This window comes from Chryseobacterium sp. FR048 (genome assembly GCF_056844665.1).
Window position 1 is genome coordinate 120178 of record NZ_JBXDSE010000003.1, and the last position, 13531, is coordinate 133708.

Sequence of the window (13531 nt, forward strand, 5' to 3'; positions counted from 1 at the left end):
AATGTTAAAGTTTTTGATTTGATAAATAATGAATTAAGTCAGATTTCGATTATTGTGCTTCTATTTCAAGAACGTGATCATCTCCGTCAGAAGGATATTTCAATGTAACATTATCATTAAGAGGCGTACTTACGCTATCCTCAAGAGCTGCTGTTACAATCACCTGATCTTTAACAAGTGAAGTAATCTGATCTTCTAATGCAGTGGTGATACCTCCTCCTTTTACTGTTTCAGGATCTTTGATCTGTTTTTCAAGGAATGACGCGAAAAATGGCTTTTTCTTTGAATTTTTGTTTTCCATAAGTTAATAATTTTATTTTTTTGATTAACCAAAGTACAAAAAATTCAACTCATAGAGAAATAATATCAAGTTTTAATAAAATTTTAACATAATGTTGAAAATCAATGAATAAAATCAATTTAATCCCAAAAACTCCTTTACCACGTCTGCAAAATCAACCGGATTCTCTGCCTGCACCCAGTGTCCTGCGTTCTTCACTGTTACTACTTTAGCTTTCGGGAACTGTTGTTTGATTCCAAACTCATCCTGTGGCAGAATGTAATTCGATTTTGCTCCTGCAATAAATAATGTATCGCCTTCAAAAACACCAAATTTAACTGCATTGGAAACAAATTCCGTATACTTTTCAGCTAATGTTTTAAGGTTAAATCTCCAGTTTAATTTTTTATTTTCGTCCCAATACAGGTTTTTGGTTAAAAACTGTATTGTCGATTTTTCCGGGATATACTGACTCAGAACAGCTTCAACATCATTTCTTGAGCCAACTGTATTAAAGTCTACACTTTCCAGTGCTTTTATAATCCCCTGGTGATGCGGTGGATATGCTTTTGGCGAAATATCAACTACAATCAGTTTTTCAACTCTTTCAGGATATTTTATAGCAAACTGCATCACGGCTTTTCCTCCTAAAGAATGCCCCAAAACATGAGCTTTCTGAATTCCATAATGATCCATATAACGGGCAATATCGTCTGCCAGATCATCATGCGACATTCCTTCCGAATGAAAGCTTCTTCCGTGGTTTCTAAGATCGATCAGATGTACCGGAAGGTATTCTCCCAGGTCTTTTCCAAAACTTCCCCAGTTATCAAGCATTCCGAATAATCCGTGGAATACTAAAAGCGGCGTAGCTGTAAGATTCTCACCAAATATTTTTGAATTTAAAATTTCCATATTTCTAGAAGTTAGATATAAGAAATCAGAAGTCAGAATATAAAGATCTCCGCAGGTATTGCTTCTAATAAAGCTACACATATGGAGACCAGAAACGAAGTTTTCACCAGCTCCTAACTTCTGATTTCTTGTGTATTACCATTTCGCCAGTCTCTTCAAATAAGCCTGAACTGTATTTTCCAATCCCATATAAAGTGCTTCAGAAACCAAAGCATGCCCAATAGATACTTCCAGAAGATTAGGGATGTTGTCTGCAAAATATTTTAAATTGTCTAAGCTTAAATCGTGCCCTGCATTGATACCCAAACCGAAGTTCGTTGCAGCAACCGCTGTATCATAATATGGCTTTATGGCTTGTTCTTTATTGCTCAGATAGTTTTTTGCATAGGCTTCCGTATACAGTTCAATTCGGTCTGCCCCGGATTTTGCTGCATATTCTACCAATTCAGGTAAAGGATCTAAAAAGACAGAGGTACGGATTCCGGCCTTTTTAAATTCTGCAATGATCTCTGTAAGATAATCCAGGTGTTTTTTGGTATCCCAACCGGCATTCGACGTGATAGCATCGTCAGCATCAGGAACCAGTGTTACCTGCTCCGGCTTTACATCCAGTACCATATCAATAAAGCTCTGGTGAGGATTTCCTTCAATATTAAACTCAGTCGTAACCAATGGTTTCAGATCATAGACATCTTTTCTTGTAATGTGTCTTTCATCAGGTCTCGGATGGATGGTAATTCCCTGTCCTCCGAATTCCTGAATTTTTACAGCTGCTTCTGTAACACTGGGTGTTTCACCTCCTCTTGCATTTCTTAACGTCGCAATTTTATTAATGTTTACGCTTAGTTTTGTCATTTTTTATTTTAGATGTTAGATATGAAATGTTAGAAATTAGAAGCTTTAAGCTGGGTAGATCCAGGCTTTCTACTTCAATTGCTCTTTCTACATTCATGATCATTTAAAAATTTTATTTAAAATTTATAGAAAAGGGGGTAAAAGCTTCCTTCTTCCCTCTTCAATTTTTCTGCTTTATACTTTTACGCTTACCTGCATTACCTGAAGCTCAAATTCTTTCGAGGCTACCAGTAAATGGTCAAAAATATCAGCCTGTATCTGCTCAAAACGGACCCACTGGGAATCATTGGTAAAGCAATAGATCTCAAGCGGAAGTCCTTGCGGAGTAATATCCAGCTGGCGAACCATTCTGGTTCCCTCCTTGTCTATATCAGGATCATTTTCGATATACATCTGCGCATAGTATCTGAAAACCCCGATATTGGTAAGCTGCCTTCCGTTCACAATCTTTTCTTTATGGATCAGGCTTTCTTTTTCTTTTCTGATCTCAGAGGTTCTCTCTTCAAGATAATCTGAAATCAGGTTGATTTCCTTTAAACGTTCAATATCTTCATCCGTCAGAAATTTAAAGGAATTGATATTGAAATAGATTGATTTTTTAATTCTTCGGGTATTGGATTCTGACATCACCTGCATATTCTTGATCTCTGTGGTCATCAGATCATAAGTAGGAATAGTAGAAACCGTTTTGTCGAAATTGGTGATTTTTGTCGTCAGAAGATTGATTTCCGTGATATTTCCTTCAATGGTATATTTCGGAATGCTCACCCAGTCACCCACTTTCAGATTTTTAGAAGTTGCCACGTGCAGCCCGGTTACAAACCCAAGGATTGTATCTCTGAAAACGAGTACCAGCACAGCTGTAATCGCCCCCAAACTTCCTACAATAGTGGTTCCTTTGATTCCAAAAATAACACAGATTCCTACTACTGTAAATACGAAAAGGCCTAATATTTTTACTGTTTCTGAAATGGCATTAAGTGCCATAATTTTATAGAAATCCTGTTTGATGCTGAAATAATTCCTGAAAGCAGTTAATGATCTGTAAAGCATCCCGGCAAGAATCAGTACCAATCCCAGGTTCACACATCTTATGATAAAAACTGTTGTTTTAGGCAAAGCATTTTCAGGAAATATAGAGCCCTGTATAGACCCCACAACGATAAGGGCGGCAAAATGCGCAACCGAGTTTGTGATTTTAGACTGATAAATAGATTTCAGAATCGGAAATTTTTCTTCATTGTGAAATAACCGAAATACAAAATTGATCACAAACTTAAAAATGAAATCAGTGATCAGAAACAAAATAAGAAGTAAACTCAACTTTACAATAATGTGTAAGACCCAGTCCAATCCGGTTGGTGAAATCCGGGTAATATAAATATAGAGCTGTTCGCTTAACTCCTGTATAACGTTTTTGGTTTCTTGTAACTGATCATTCATTACAGCAAATTTATGAAATTAAGAATCATGATTTTTATTCATCATCAATTTTCGTCCCAAAAAACACTTGCCAGAAGATATTTGATAAAAATCTTTCACAACGAAACAATAATTTCCTACAAACAACCAATAATCAACAATAAACAACCGTAATAAATATTATTTATTAAAAAATTTACATCATTTTATGTTTATATATTAATTTTTTATTAAATTTGATTTAAACTAAATCCATAAAAATCAATTAAATATGAAACACAATTACCTGTTCGTCATGTTTTGCACCCTTGTGCTCCTGACAGGCTGTAAAAGCGGAGACGACCCAATCACTCCAGAAGACAACAAAGCAGTATCAACCGGAACGGTAGAAGGCAAAGTACTGGCAAAAAACGGAACGAAACCAATTGGTGGTGCCCTTGTCTTCACTATCGACAATAAAAATCAGGTTTATCACACTTATTCCAATGCTGACGGAACATTCAACCTGGCGGTCCCTGAAGGAAACACTACGCTTCACATTCAGACCGGTAATGGTCTTAATTTTAGATCCGAAGTTCCGGTGAGTGTTAAAAAGAATGAAACTACCAGTGTTGCCGACAAAGACTCGAAACTGAATCAGGTTGCAAAAATTGCTTATGTAGAAGGCAGCTACGACGAAATTGAAAGCATTATTGCCAATCTTGGTTATACAGCGACCCAAATTTCCTATCATGATTTAAAAAATTTAAACACCATTTCTCAATATGATATTATTTTCCTGAATTGCGGCTCACGTAATTTAAAATATACAGGAACCAATAATCCAGGGAATGATCTTGATGTTTTTGCCAATCTCTCTACATTCATTACCAACGGCGGAAGCATTTACAGCTCAGACTGGGCTGCAGCCTATCTGGTAGGCGGGGACAAAAGCGTTTTGTCGTGTGGGCCTTCTGCAGGTTTTATAGATTTCACTCAGGTTTGCTTTAGTACTACCGGATCTATAGGGATGTATAATAATTCCAGTATTTCCAATGCTGCTATGGCTTCTTCATTAGGATTTAACACATTAGATATTATGTATGATCAGCCTTTGTGGGAACAAATCAAATATTATGATCCTTCGTTCTGGGAAGTATTGGTACAAAAAGGAAGTGAAGCTCTGATGCTAAGAACCAACAAGTACGCTAATAAAAATGCGCCTAAAATCCCTGTAGGAACGTCATTAAATAAGAATCACATGACGATCTGCCATAAAACTGCAAACGGTAATACGATCACCATGACAATTAATCAGAATGCATGGAGCGCCCACCAGGCACACGGTGACTATCTGGGATCATGTACAGGGAATACAACCAGCGGAAATATCTATTACACCACATTCCATAATCATGCAAGTGGAAATATCGGTAAAACAGGACCGATTCTGGAATATGTAATCTTAAATTTATAATAAAATTATATAACTCAGTTCTGAAGGTGGCTTTTTATAAGGCCACTTTTTTTATATTGCACCTATATTAAAAAAGAATGGATACGACGATTATTAATATTTTCTGCCTTGTTCTGTTATTCATAGGGATATTGGGAACTTTTCTTCCTGTATTACCCGGACTTCTGCTGAGTATCTGCGGACTTCTGATCTACAAATTCGGGACCGATGCAGATCTTCCCATGATCTATATCTGGGCATTTGGAATTCTTACAGCGGCTTCAGTAGTATTAAGCTATGTGATCCCGGCAAAGACCAACAGGAAATATGGAGGAACGCGCTGGGGAAGTATTGGTTCTGTAGTGGGAACCATTGTGGGAATATTCATCCCTATTCCATTAGGCTTTCTGATCGGGATGTTTGCCGGCGTTTTTATTGGGGAACTGCTTCATGACAGTAAGGATATGAACAAGGCCCTTCAGTCTACGAAAGGGGCTTTAATTGGGTTCGTCTATGGAACCGGTTTCAGTTTTGTAGTAGGAGTGGCAATGTTTTTGGTAGTACTACTTAATATGCTTAATGTTATTTAATAATTAAATATAAAAACCATGTTCCAAAAAGCCATCATCTTCAGTTTAGGAATCTTTGCATTAGTGGGATGCAATGCCCAGAAAAAAGGTAAAATAGCTCAAAAACCTTCCAAAATAGAGGCTTCTCCAAAATCTACAGCATCGGGAGATCAGAAAGAACCTGTTATTTATTTCAATGAAGGAGAAAATAAATTCCTGAAACCGTATCAAATGAATGTTACCTTCAAAGGAATATCTGAAGACAGCCGATGTCCTGCAGGCGTAAACTGTATATGGGCAGGTGCCGCTCTTGCCCAGATTGAAGTCATGGGAACTTACAGCAGACCCGTAACATTAAATCTTGCCAGCACGGATTATCCTGCAAGAAATTATAACCAGTCGACAGAGTATAACGGCTATACCATTACATTACAGGATGTAACTCCTTATCCCAAATCAGAAGAAGGCGCAAAAGCTCTGAACGGAAAATACAGAATTGGAATCACCATCACCAAAACAAAAGATCCTTCAGATCCTACCAGGAAATAGGTTTCTTTCCTTTGGAAGACAGGTATTCGTTAATTTTTGAAAAAGGCTTGCTTCCAAAGAAACCTCTGTAAACAGAGAATGGCGAAGGGTGTGCCGATTTCAGAATAAAATGTTTAGCCGGATCGATAAGTTCGGCTTTTTTCTGTGCAAAAGCACCCCACAATACGAATACCACATTTTCTTTTTTATCAGAAATTTCTTTGATAATAAAATCTGTAAATTTTTCCCATCCCAGGTCTTTATGGGAATTGGGCGAATGGGCACGAACGGTAAGGGTGGCATTCAATAACAATACCCCTTGTCTTCCCCAATCATCAAGTTCTTTGGAAGTACGTACAACACCCAGATCCTCTTTTAACTCGATGAAGATATTCTTTAGTGAAGGCGGTGCGGTAACCTGCTCGGAAACAGAAAAACACAACCCATTGGCCTGGTAATCATTATGATAAGGATCCTGTCCGATAATCACCACTTCTACATCATCAAAAGCAGTAAGTTCTAATGCTCTGAAAATCTGATTTTTCGGCGGAAAAACTTTTGTCGTTGCATATTCATTCTTCACTTTTTCCCAAAGGGTTTTAAAGTATTCCGTGCTTTTTATCGGGGCTAAAATTTCTGTCCAGGTCATGATGCAAAAGTAATTAATATTAAAATAAAAGCATAAGTTATACTTTAAATATCTTTATTTTTCTTTCAATGAAAGTATAGGAAAGATAAGACAGTAATATGGCAAAAACGATTAATATCATGCTGTTCAGATTTTCAGAATCTACCAACATAAAAGGGTGTTTGCAGACCGTGTAATGGATGATATAGAGCGAATAGGAAATATTTCCTAAAAAATAAACGACTTTACTTTCCAGAAACATCTGTATATAATTCTTCTCCCCGGTATACAAGAGTCTGATCATCAATGCAGATACCAATGGAATAAAAATCAATCCTCTTGACGTATACAGCAAGAATACGAATGCAACCGGAATAAGATAGATAAGCCAGCTTCCTCTGATCCTGATTCCCGGCAGCAAAGCAATGCCAATTCCCAGTAAATAAGATCCAATGGTTCTGATTAAAGAATTGATCCCATAAGGAATATCCAGATATTTCGGGGATTTACCCATTGCTATCGGAACATCCAGGCCAATGAACATATCAGGCAGATATGGAAGGATAAACCTCAGGAAAAGTCCTGCCATAATCAGAATCCCATAGTGTATTTTGTAGCGCATGATCACATAAAGCATAAAGGGAAAAATCAGATAACAGATCCACTCTGTACTCAATGACCAGTAGATCACATTCAGTAAATAATTTGGATTAAAAAAACACTGTATCAACCCGGCATTGATCAAAAATGTGCCTAATGTTCTTCTTTCGATCAGCAGAATGATGACAACAATGGATATAAAATAGACGGGATAAATTCTGTTGACCCGCTTTTTGTAAAAACTGACGATTCCTTTTACATTCAGGTTTCTGAACTTCTCAGAATAGGAAACAGTGAGCAAAAAAGCACTTAAAACAAAAAATATATCCACAGCAAGGTATCCCTGCCCTATGGTACGCTGAAGAAAACCAATGTTCAGCTCGGTATAAAAATGAAAGAGAACCACCCAAAATGCTACTATTCCTCTAAGCCCGGTTAATGATTTTATTTCACGATTCATATCTGTTCATTTCACAATATAATGTCTGCAGGCGAAAATAAAAAAATCTGCTAATTTTTCAATCCTGTCAGCCTGCTTCAGGTCTGTTTAAGCTAAAAATAATATTTACAGCATTGTTTTCATCCTTTCTGCCTTCTTCCGGACTAAAATGATGCTTCAATAGTAAGGACTTAGAATTCTTATTAGAGTGATTGGTAAAAGCCAACAGGGTTTGCAGGTTCAATTGATCAAAGCTAAACTGCAACACAGCCGTCAGAGCTTCGCTCATGATTCCTTTTTTATGATAGTTAGGCAATAGTTCATACCCTACTTCTGCCGTTTTTCTATCTGCTGAAAAGTTCCATAAACAGATCGTCCCAATAAGGTTTCTCTGGTCTTTACAGGAAATTCCCCAGAAAATCATTTCTCCATGCTGCATTTTATTTTTGACATGAAGGATGAATTCCAATGCTTCGTAATTGTTCCTGGGTGAGTTTCTTTTTACAAACTGATTGATGTAAGGATTACTCCGGATTTTCAGAATATCCTCTGTATAACTTTCATCGATTTCTGTCAGGATCAGCCGTTCTGTTTCAAGTTTCATGTCTCTATTATTTAGAATAATGAGTTTCTTCGTTCGGCTTCCGGTTATATAAATAGATACATTCGGGTTCTTGAAGAACGTGTTTCTTCATAGTCAAAGTATTCGTATCCGCTGCTATTTTTTCTTACGAGCTCTTTTTTAGCCGTATTATCATTTTGCTGGCTGAGATCAATAATTCTTTTTACCTCTTCATCTTTGAAAGCTTTCATCCCATAATTTTTAATTTTAGCATTCTTCTGCTTCTTCAAATGGGTCTTCTTTTGAACTTTATTCACTGTTCCATGCCCTTGTTTTTTGACCTGAGCCTGAATTCCTACTGAAAGGAAAAGCATGATAAATAGTAATGATTTCATTGATCCGTTTTAAGTGTTGCAATATAAGGCTTATTTGGCTATCCTCTCAAAACATATTTTTCTTTACCTAGAAAGACTCCGCTTTTCGCATCAAAAAGATAAGATAGATGATTCTTTATCCCTCTTTCAGGATGAGGTTTACAGATAATCCGCCAGATCAGTTTACCTTCCCTTTCAACGGTATCTACCATGACTAATTCATCTTCTTTTTCAATATTAATTCCAAACTTCTTTTTCATCACCTTTGCCAGATCATCCCTTGTCACTAATCCTTCATTTCTTACCTGCGCCTCGTAATCCGTCTGCTCAATCAGCTGTCCTTCTCTGGAGTATTTCTTGTGAATACCGGTGGGTACCCCCAAAAAGTATTCTCCTTCAGAAGCCAGCCTGTAGGTATCTTTATAATATGCATAGGTTTTCTCCCGGATCCAGTTTTCTTTTGCGATCCTTTCTACATAAAAGTCAGGATTCACCAATACCGTAAATACACTGTCATGTTCTTTGTACTGATACTTCCCGGGAGTTTTCCACGCTTTTTTTTCATACTTTTCAAGGTCCAGTGTTCTTATTTGAGCCTGAAAACCTGCTGAGAGAAAAAATAAAATATAAATTAATAATTTCATGGTTCTGTTGTAGTATTTTACGTTTATTCTATTAACTATCCATCAAAGGATAGGAATCAAATGTTCTGATGAATTTTCCTGTAGTGGCACCATACATTTTGTCGTATCGGTAGCATCAGGTATTCTGCTTAGCACCTTTTTATTTTTCTCAAATTTTTCAATATCAAAGGTATCGCAGCTTTGTACATATCCATTAACAGCAAAAAATAACAGAATAAGTACCAGATTCTTCATTAATCTATTTTGTAAATCGCTCAAATATACGTAATAATCAAAATTCTCACTAAATTTGCACTGTGTATATAGATAAAGAAGATTTAGACGAATTAGAGTTTCCGCAATTGCTCGCGGAAATTTCCCCATTTGCGTATTCTCCGAAAACAAGAGAAAAAATTCTTCAACTTCGTCCCATGGAAATTGACGAGGCGGAACTTTCACTGAAAAAAACGTCAGAATACCTGTCGAGTTTTGAAAGTTCAAATGCGATTCCGTTTGATGAATATGAAGATATTGAAAGTGAACTGAAACTGATGCTGATTGAGAATTACCGTCTTGAAAACAGTGCTTTCATCAAAATAAAAACCATCACGGAACAGATCGGAAGACTTCAAAAGTTCTTTCCCACCATGCCGGAAACCTTCCCTACTTTAATGGAAGAGGTTTCTGTACTGGAATTCAGAAAAGAGATCATCGAGAAGGTAGATAAGGTTTTTAACCGTTTTGGTGAGGTAAAAAGTGAAGCATCTCCTGCTTTGAAAGGCATAAGAACTGAGATCCAGCATGCTAAAAAAGCGATTCAGGAAAACTTCAACCGTGCTCTTACCACGTATGGACAGAGTGACTTTTTGGATGATATACGGGAAACCATTATTGATGATCAGCGAGTTTTAGCTGTAAAATCTGGTTTTAAGAAAAGAGTTCCGGGACGAACCCTGGGAATTTCCAAAACCGGATCTATCACCTACATTCAGCCGGACAGTGTTGTAAAACATTACTTCAAGCTTCGTGAAAATGAAGAGGAGGAAAAAAAAGAAATCGATAAAGTTCTGAGACAGCTTACTGCTGAACTGGCAGAGTTTCAACCTCAGCTCTGGAGGTATCAGGTGTATATTTTTGACCTTGATCTGGTAAGGGCTAAAGCTAAGTTTGCAGACCTGGTGAACGGAATTCTTCCGAAGATCAACCGTCACAGAACATTGAAACTAAAGGATGCTTACCATCCGTTGCTATGGCTGAGGAATAAAGCTGAAAACAAAACGATTCACTCACAGACTCTGGCCTTAACGGATCATAACAGAATCATCTGTATTTCCGGGCCGAATGCAGGAGGAAAATCGATTACTCTGAAAACAGTCGGGTTATTGCAGCTGATGATTCAGAGTGGTATTCTGGTGCCTGTGCATCCTAAATCTGAAATGTTTTTCTTTGAGAAGATCATGACAGATATTGGAGATAACCAATCGATTGAGAACCATCTGTCAACGTATTCATCAAGACTGAAAAAGATGTCGGGAATCATCCGTGAAGCTGATTCGGATACGCTTTTACTTATCGATGAATTTGGTACGGGTTCTGATCCGGAACTGGGAGGTGCTTTGGCTGAAAGTTTTATGGAATTTTTCTATGATAAAAAGAGTTTTGCCATTATCACCACGCACTATACCAATATTAAACTGGTCATAGAACAGCTTCCCAATGCTCAGAATGCAGCGATGCTTTTCAATGAAGAAACGCTGGAGCCTATGTATAAGCTGGAAGTAGGCCAGGCAGGAAGTTCATTTACTTTTGAAGTGGCTGAGAAGAATAAAATCCCGAGGTTTATCATTCATTCTGCCAAGAAAAAGGTAGAACATGATATTGTGAATCTGGATAAGACGATTGTAAAACTGCAACAGGAAAAGTTTGAAGTTGAAAAACTGAAATCTGATCTTGCTGAAAGGAAAGAGTCTGTGGAAGACAAACGTGATAACCTTCAGAAACTTAATGATCAGCTTCAGCAGAAACTGTTTAATTTCCAGAAACTGTATGAAGAGGAACACCGTAAGCTTCAGTTCGGAAATAAGATTGAGGCTTTCATCGATAGTTATACGAAAGGAAAATCCAGAAAAGATGTTGTAAAGGATTTCGTAAAACTTCTGGAACAGGAAAAGTTCAGAAAACTAGGAAGTGACAAAGACGAAACCAAGCGTCTTCAGGTGGTTAAGAGAAAAATCACTCAACAGCTTAAAAAGGAAGAAGTGATTGAAAAAATCGCCGAAACCAATGAAAAACTGGAAGAACAACGTAAAACCGACCGCGCCATCTGGATGAAAGTAGGCCAGCGTGTCCGCATTACAGGAAGCACCAGTGTAGGAACGATCGAAAAAATTTCCAGAAACAAGGTGATTGTGAATTACGGAACATTCAAAACCACGATTGATGCGGATGAGCTTGAGAGAATTTAATTAATTTGACAATGAACTAATTGGAGAATTTGAAATTAATCATATGCAAATAGTAAAGAGAGAGTACTGAGAAGTGCTCTCTTTTTTGTTTATCATCTGATATTTTTCTACTTTTAATCAAAACAATATTCTATGAAACCATTAAAAGTATTATCAGACCTTATTCCAATACCAAGTTATACGGTCATTATCCTGTGTTTTTTCTTTCCGTTCTTTCTGATAAAATGTGGTGATACGACCTTAATGTCTATCAAAGGGACCGATCTTGTCACCGGAGTTTCTCAAAAAGCAATGAGTGAACGCATGAAAGAAAATCTTAAAAAAAGCTCTCCTTTTGGGGATGCACTCAAGGGAATTCCTGATGATCCCTCACAGAATACAGATCGTGAATATTCACCAATGGACAGTGATTCCAAAGATAAAAACAGCAGTGAAAATATTTCACCTAATCCGTTTATCATTATTGCCTTTCTGGCTGCCATTGTCGGAATTATCGTTCAATTGATAAAAAGTGTCAGAAAAAAATACCTCTACCACATTGTTGTTTCGCTGATAGGACTTGCTTCCCTTTTAATATTTTATCTGACGTTCCAGGCAAAAATGGAAGGTCATGGAAGCAATAAAATCGGAATGGGATTCGGAGATAAAGTAACTATCAGTTATGGCTTTGGAACAGCATTTTATCTCTGTGGGGTATTATTCCTAATCCTCCTTTTATTCTATGGAGTATATTCCTATTTCCTTAAAAATGATCCGGAAGCCATCTATGGTCATTCCAAACAGACTACTGAATCTTAACGTAATCAATAAAAAGGGTGTTTCAAACACTCTTTTTTTGTTTTTATCTTTTATCATTTCTGATCGTCATTCCCGGAATATTCTGAAGATTTCAGACAAAATACTGCTGCTTAAAAATGAACATCTGAAACAAATACAATATTTAAAGGAACTGCAACAGCATAATTATCTTCAGAAAAGCATTTAATTTATATATTTGGGGATTAAAAAAATTTCAAGATGACTTTCATAAACAAAGCATTGTACCTGTCAGCATTCAGTATTTTCTCTTTAGCTTTTGTAAAAGGACAGAATAAAGTGCCCTTCGGAGTCGTAAAAGCTGAAGAAGGCTATGCCAACGTACGTGTACATAAAGATAACTACAGAAAAATTGTAGATAAGATCCGTATGCGTAAAGGGGATGTTTTTGTTTATGTAAAGCCCGCTCCGGGAGAAACGGAATGGATCTGGATCAAATATCCTGAAAAGCAGGACGAAGATAAACCGTTTGTACGCTATGAAACTCTTGATAAGGAGGGAATGGTGAATAAAGAACGTATCGCTTATATAGACCAACTTCCAGCCTACACTCCGTCCAAGTCTAAAAACGGAAGATCACTTATTTTCACAGACAATTCTGATCCGAAAGTTCCTACTGCTCAGAGAAGCAAGGTGGTGATCGATGTCTACCCTTCCAATGCCGGCTACCGCAAGAAAGAAAAAGATGCGGAAGGCAAACTGCTTACCATTGATAAGGTAAAACCCTGGGGAATCGGAAATGATCTTCCTGAAGGAATGACCGAAATCAAATCGATCAGGGTACAGCAACCGGGAAGAGGTTCTGTTTTTGTAAGAGAAGCCATCAAAAATATGTTTCAGCCTACGATGGATTTTGAGAACGTAGGAGTAACCGCTCTTGACAATGATAATATTTTCCTTTATATGATCAATGGTAGCGGGGAAAACAGATATACTACCCTGTGGACCATCAAGAAAGGAAGAGTGATCAGCCAGATTATTTACCATAATCCGGAATAAATTCATTATTTTTGCCCCCGA

General features: G+C 37.2%; 16 protein-coding genes. 6 read left to right on the forward strand and 10 right to left on the reverse strand.

The genetic code is table 11. From position 1 onward, the window contains the following. Positions 1-49: 49 nt before the first annotated feature. From AC106K_RS09835 to AC106K_RS09850, 4 genes are all read right to left on the reverse strand, one after another. Entirely contained in the window at positions 50-301 is a 252-nt protein-coding gene (locus AC106K_RS09835) for a microviridin/marinostatin family tricyclic proteinase inhibitor (protein ID WP_482444947.1), read from the reverse strand. Positions 302-415: 114 nt separating this feature from the next. Then, positions 416-1195, reverse strand: a complete 780-nt coding sequence (locus tag AC106K_RS09840) for an alpha/beta fold hydrolase (RefSeq protein ID WP_185289132.1) — start codon at positions 1193-1195, stop codon at positions 416-418. 135 nt (positions 1196-1330) lie between these two features. Continuing rightward, positions 1331-2050, reverse strand: a complete 720-nt coding sequence (locus AC106K_RS09845; RefSeq protein WP_185289133.1) for a pyridoxine 5'-phosphate synthase — start codon at positions 2048-2050, stop codon at positions 1331-1333. Positions 2051-2224: 174 nt separating this feature from the next. Beyond that, entirely contained in the window at positions 2225-3493 is a 1269-nt protein-coding gene (locus AC106K_RS09850; RefSeq protein ID WP_047098302.1) for a mechanosensitive ion channel family protein, read from the reverse strand. Between the two features lie 250 nt (positions 3494-3743). Between AC106K_RS09850 and AC106K_RS09855 the strand changes: the two genes are divergently transcribed. The 3 genes from AC106K_RS09855 (at position 3744) to AC106K_RS09865 (ending at position 6025) form a co-directional block, all read left to right on the forward strand. Then, positions 3744-4928 carry a carboxypeptidase-like regulatory domain-containing protein gene (locus AC106K_RS09855; protein ID WP_482444949.1) on the forward strand — a complete coding sequence of 395 codons (1185 nt, stop codon included), beginning with the start codon at positions 3744-3746 and terminating at the stop codon, positions 4926-4928. 77 nt (positions 4929-5005) lie between these two features. Further along, positions 5006-5497, forward strand: coding sequence for a DUF456 domain-containing protein (locus AC106K_RS09860; protein ID WP_482444950.1), 492 nt, complete (start codon positions 5006-5008; stop codon positions 5495-5497). An 18-nt stretch (positions 5498-5515) separates the two neighbouring features. Further along, positions 5516-6025, forward strand: a complete 510-nt coding sequence (locus AC106K_RS09865) for a hypothetical protein (RefSeq protein WP_482444952.1) — start codon at positions 5516-5518, stop codon at positions 6023-6025. Here AC106K_RS09865 and AC106K_RS09870 read toward each other — a convergent pair. From AC106K_RS09870 to AC106K_RS09895, 6 genes are all read right to left on the reverse strand, one after another. Then, on the reverse strand, positions 6012-6653 hold the full coding sequence (locus AC106K_RS09870; protein WP_482444954.1) for a uracil-DNA glycosylase: 642 nt from the start codon (positions 6651-6653) through the stop codon (positions 6012-6014). The genes AC106K_RS09865 and AC106K_RS09870 overlap by 14 nt on opposite strands. Before the next feature lie 37 nt (positions 6654-6690). Then, entirely contained in the window at positions 6691-7692 is a 1002-nt protein-coding gene (locus AC106K_RS09875) for an acyltransferase family protein (protein ID WP_482444956.1), read from the reverse strand. Between the two features lie 67 nt (positions 7693-7759). Next, positions 7760-8275 carry a GNAT family N-acetyltransferase gene (locus AC106K_RS09880; protein ID WP_482444957.1) on the reverse strand — a complete coding sequence of 172 codons (516 nt, stop codon included), beginning with the start codon at positions 8273-8275 and terminating at the stop codon, positions 7760-7762. A gap of 44 nt (positions 8276-8319) precedes the next feature. After that, complete coding sequence (locus tag AC106K_RS09885; RefSeq protein WP_482444959.1) at positions 8320-8628, reverse strand: hypothetical protein; 309 nt, start codon at positions 8626-8628, stop codon at positions 8320-8322. Between the two features lie 38 nt (positions 8629-8666). After that, positions 8667-9251: a hypothetical protein gene (locus AC106K_RS09890; RefSeq protein ID WP_482444961.1), complete on the reverse strand. Its 585-nt coding sequence runs from the start codon at positions 9249-9251 to the stop codon at positions 8667-8669. Between the two features lie 42 nt (positions 9252-9293). Further along, positions 9294-9485: a hypothetical protein gene (locus AC106K_RS09895; protein ID WP_482444963.1), complete on the reverse strand. Its 192-nt coding sequence runs from the start codon at positions 9483-9485 to the stop codon at positions 9294-9296. Positions 9486-9547: 62 nt separating this feature from the next. Between AC106K_RS09895 and AC106K_RS09900 the strand changes: the two genes are divergently transcribed. From AC106K_RS09900 to AC106K_RS09910, 3 genes are all read left to right on the forward strand, one after another. Further along, a complete protein-coding gene (locus AC106K_RS09900; RefSeq protein ID WP_482444965.1) occupies positions 9548-11695 on the forward strand; it encodes an endonuclease MutS2 in 2148 nt (715 codons plus the stop codon). A gap of 132 nt (positions 11696-11827) precedes the next feature. Continuing rightward, positions 11828-12493 (forward strand): hypothetical protein, encoded by a 666-nt coding sequence (locus AC106K_RS09905; RefSeq protein WP_482444967.1) that lies wholly within the window; start codon positions 11828-11830, stop codon positions 12491-12493. A 219-nt stretch (positions 12494-12712) separates the two neighbouring features. Beyond that, positions 12713-13510, forward strand: a complete 798-nt coding sequence (locus AC106K_RS09910) for a hypothetical protein (protein WP_047098293.1) — start codon at positions 12713-12715, stop codon at positions 13508-13510. The last annotated feature ends 21 nt before the right edge of the window (positions 13511-13531 follow it).

Coding starts and splice junctions, on each gene's coding strand:
- AC106K_RS09835 (WP_482444947.1), bottom strand. CDS start 301: ATGGAAAACAAAAATTCAAAGAAAAAGCCATTTTTCGCGTCATTCCTT.
- AC106K_RS09840 (WP_185289132.1), bottom strand. CDS start 1,195: ATGGAAATTTTAAATTCAAAAATATTTGGTGAGAATCTTACAGCTACG.
- AC106K_RS09845 (WP_185289133.1), bottom strand. CDS start 2,050: ATGACAAAACTAAGCGTAAACATTAATAAAATTGCGACGTTAAGAAAT.
- AC106K_RS09850 (WP_047098302.1), bottom strand. CDS start 3,493: ATGAATGATCAGTTACAAGAAACCAAAAACGTTATACAGGAGTTAAGC.
- AC106K_RS09855 (WP_482444949.1), top strand. CDS start 3,744: ATGAAACACAATTACCTGTTCGTCATGTTTTGCACCCTTGTGCTCCTG.
- AC106K_RS09860 (WP_482444950.1), top strand. CDS start 5,006: ATGGATACGACGATTATTAATATTTTCTGCCTTGTTCTGTTATTCATA.
- AC106K_RS09865 (WP_482444952.1), top strand. CDS start 5,516: ATGTTCCAAAAAGCCATCATCTTCAGTTTAGGAATCTTTGCATTAGTG.
- AC106K_RS09870 (WP_482444954.1), bottom strand. CDS start 6,653: ATGACCTGGACAGAAATTTTAGCCCCGATAAAAAGCACGGAATACTTT.
- AC106K_RS09875 (WP_482444956.1), bottom strand. CDS start 7,692: ATGAATCGTGAAATAAAATCATTAACCGGGCTTAGAGGAATAGTAGCA.
- AC106K_RS09880 (WP_482444957.1), bottom strand. CDS start 8,275: ATGAAACTTGAAACAGAACGGCTGATCCTGACAGAAATCGATGAAAGT.
- AC106K_RS09885 (WP_482444959.1), bottom strand. CDS start 8,628: ATGAAATCATTACTATTTATCATGCTTTTCCTTTCAGTAGGAATTCAG.
- AC106K_RS09890 (WP_482444961.1), bottom strand. CDS start 9,251: ATGAAATTATTAATTTATATTTTATTTTTTCTCTCAGCAGGTTTTCAG.
- AC106K_RS09895 (WP_482444963.1), bottom strand. CDS start 9,485: ATGAAGAATCTGGTACTTATTCTGTTATTTTTTGCTGTTAATGGATAT.
- AC106K_RS09905 (WP_482444967.1), top strand. CDS start 11,828: ATGAAACCATTAAAAGTATTATCAGACCTTATTCCAATACCAAGTTAT.
- AC106K_RS09910 (WP_047098293.1), top strand. CDS start 12,713: ATGACTTTCATAAACAAAGCATTGTACCTGTCAGCATTCAGTATTTTC.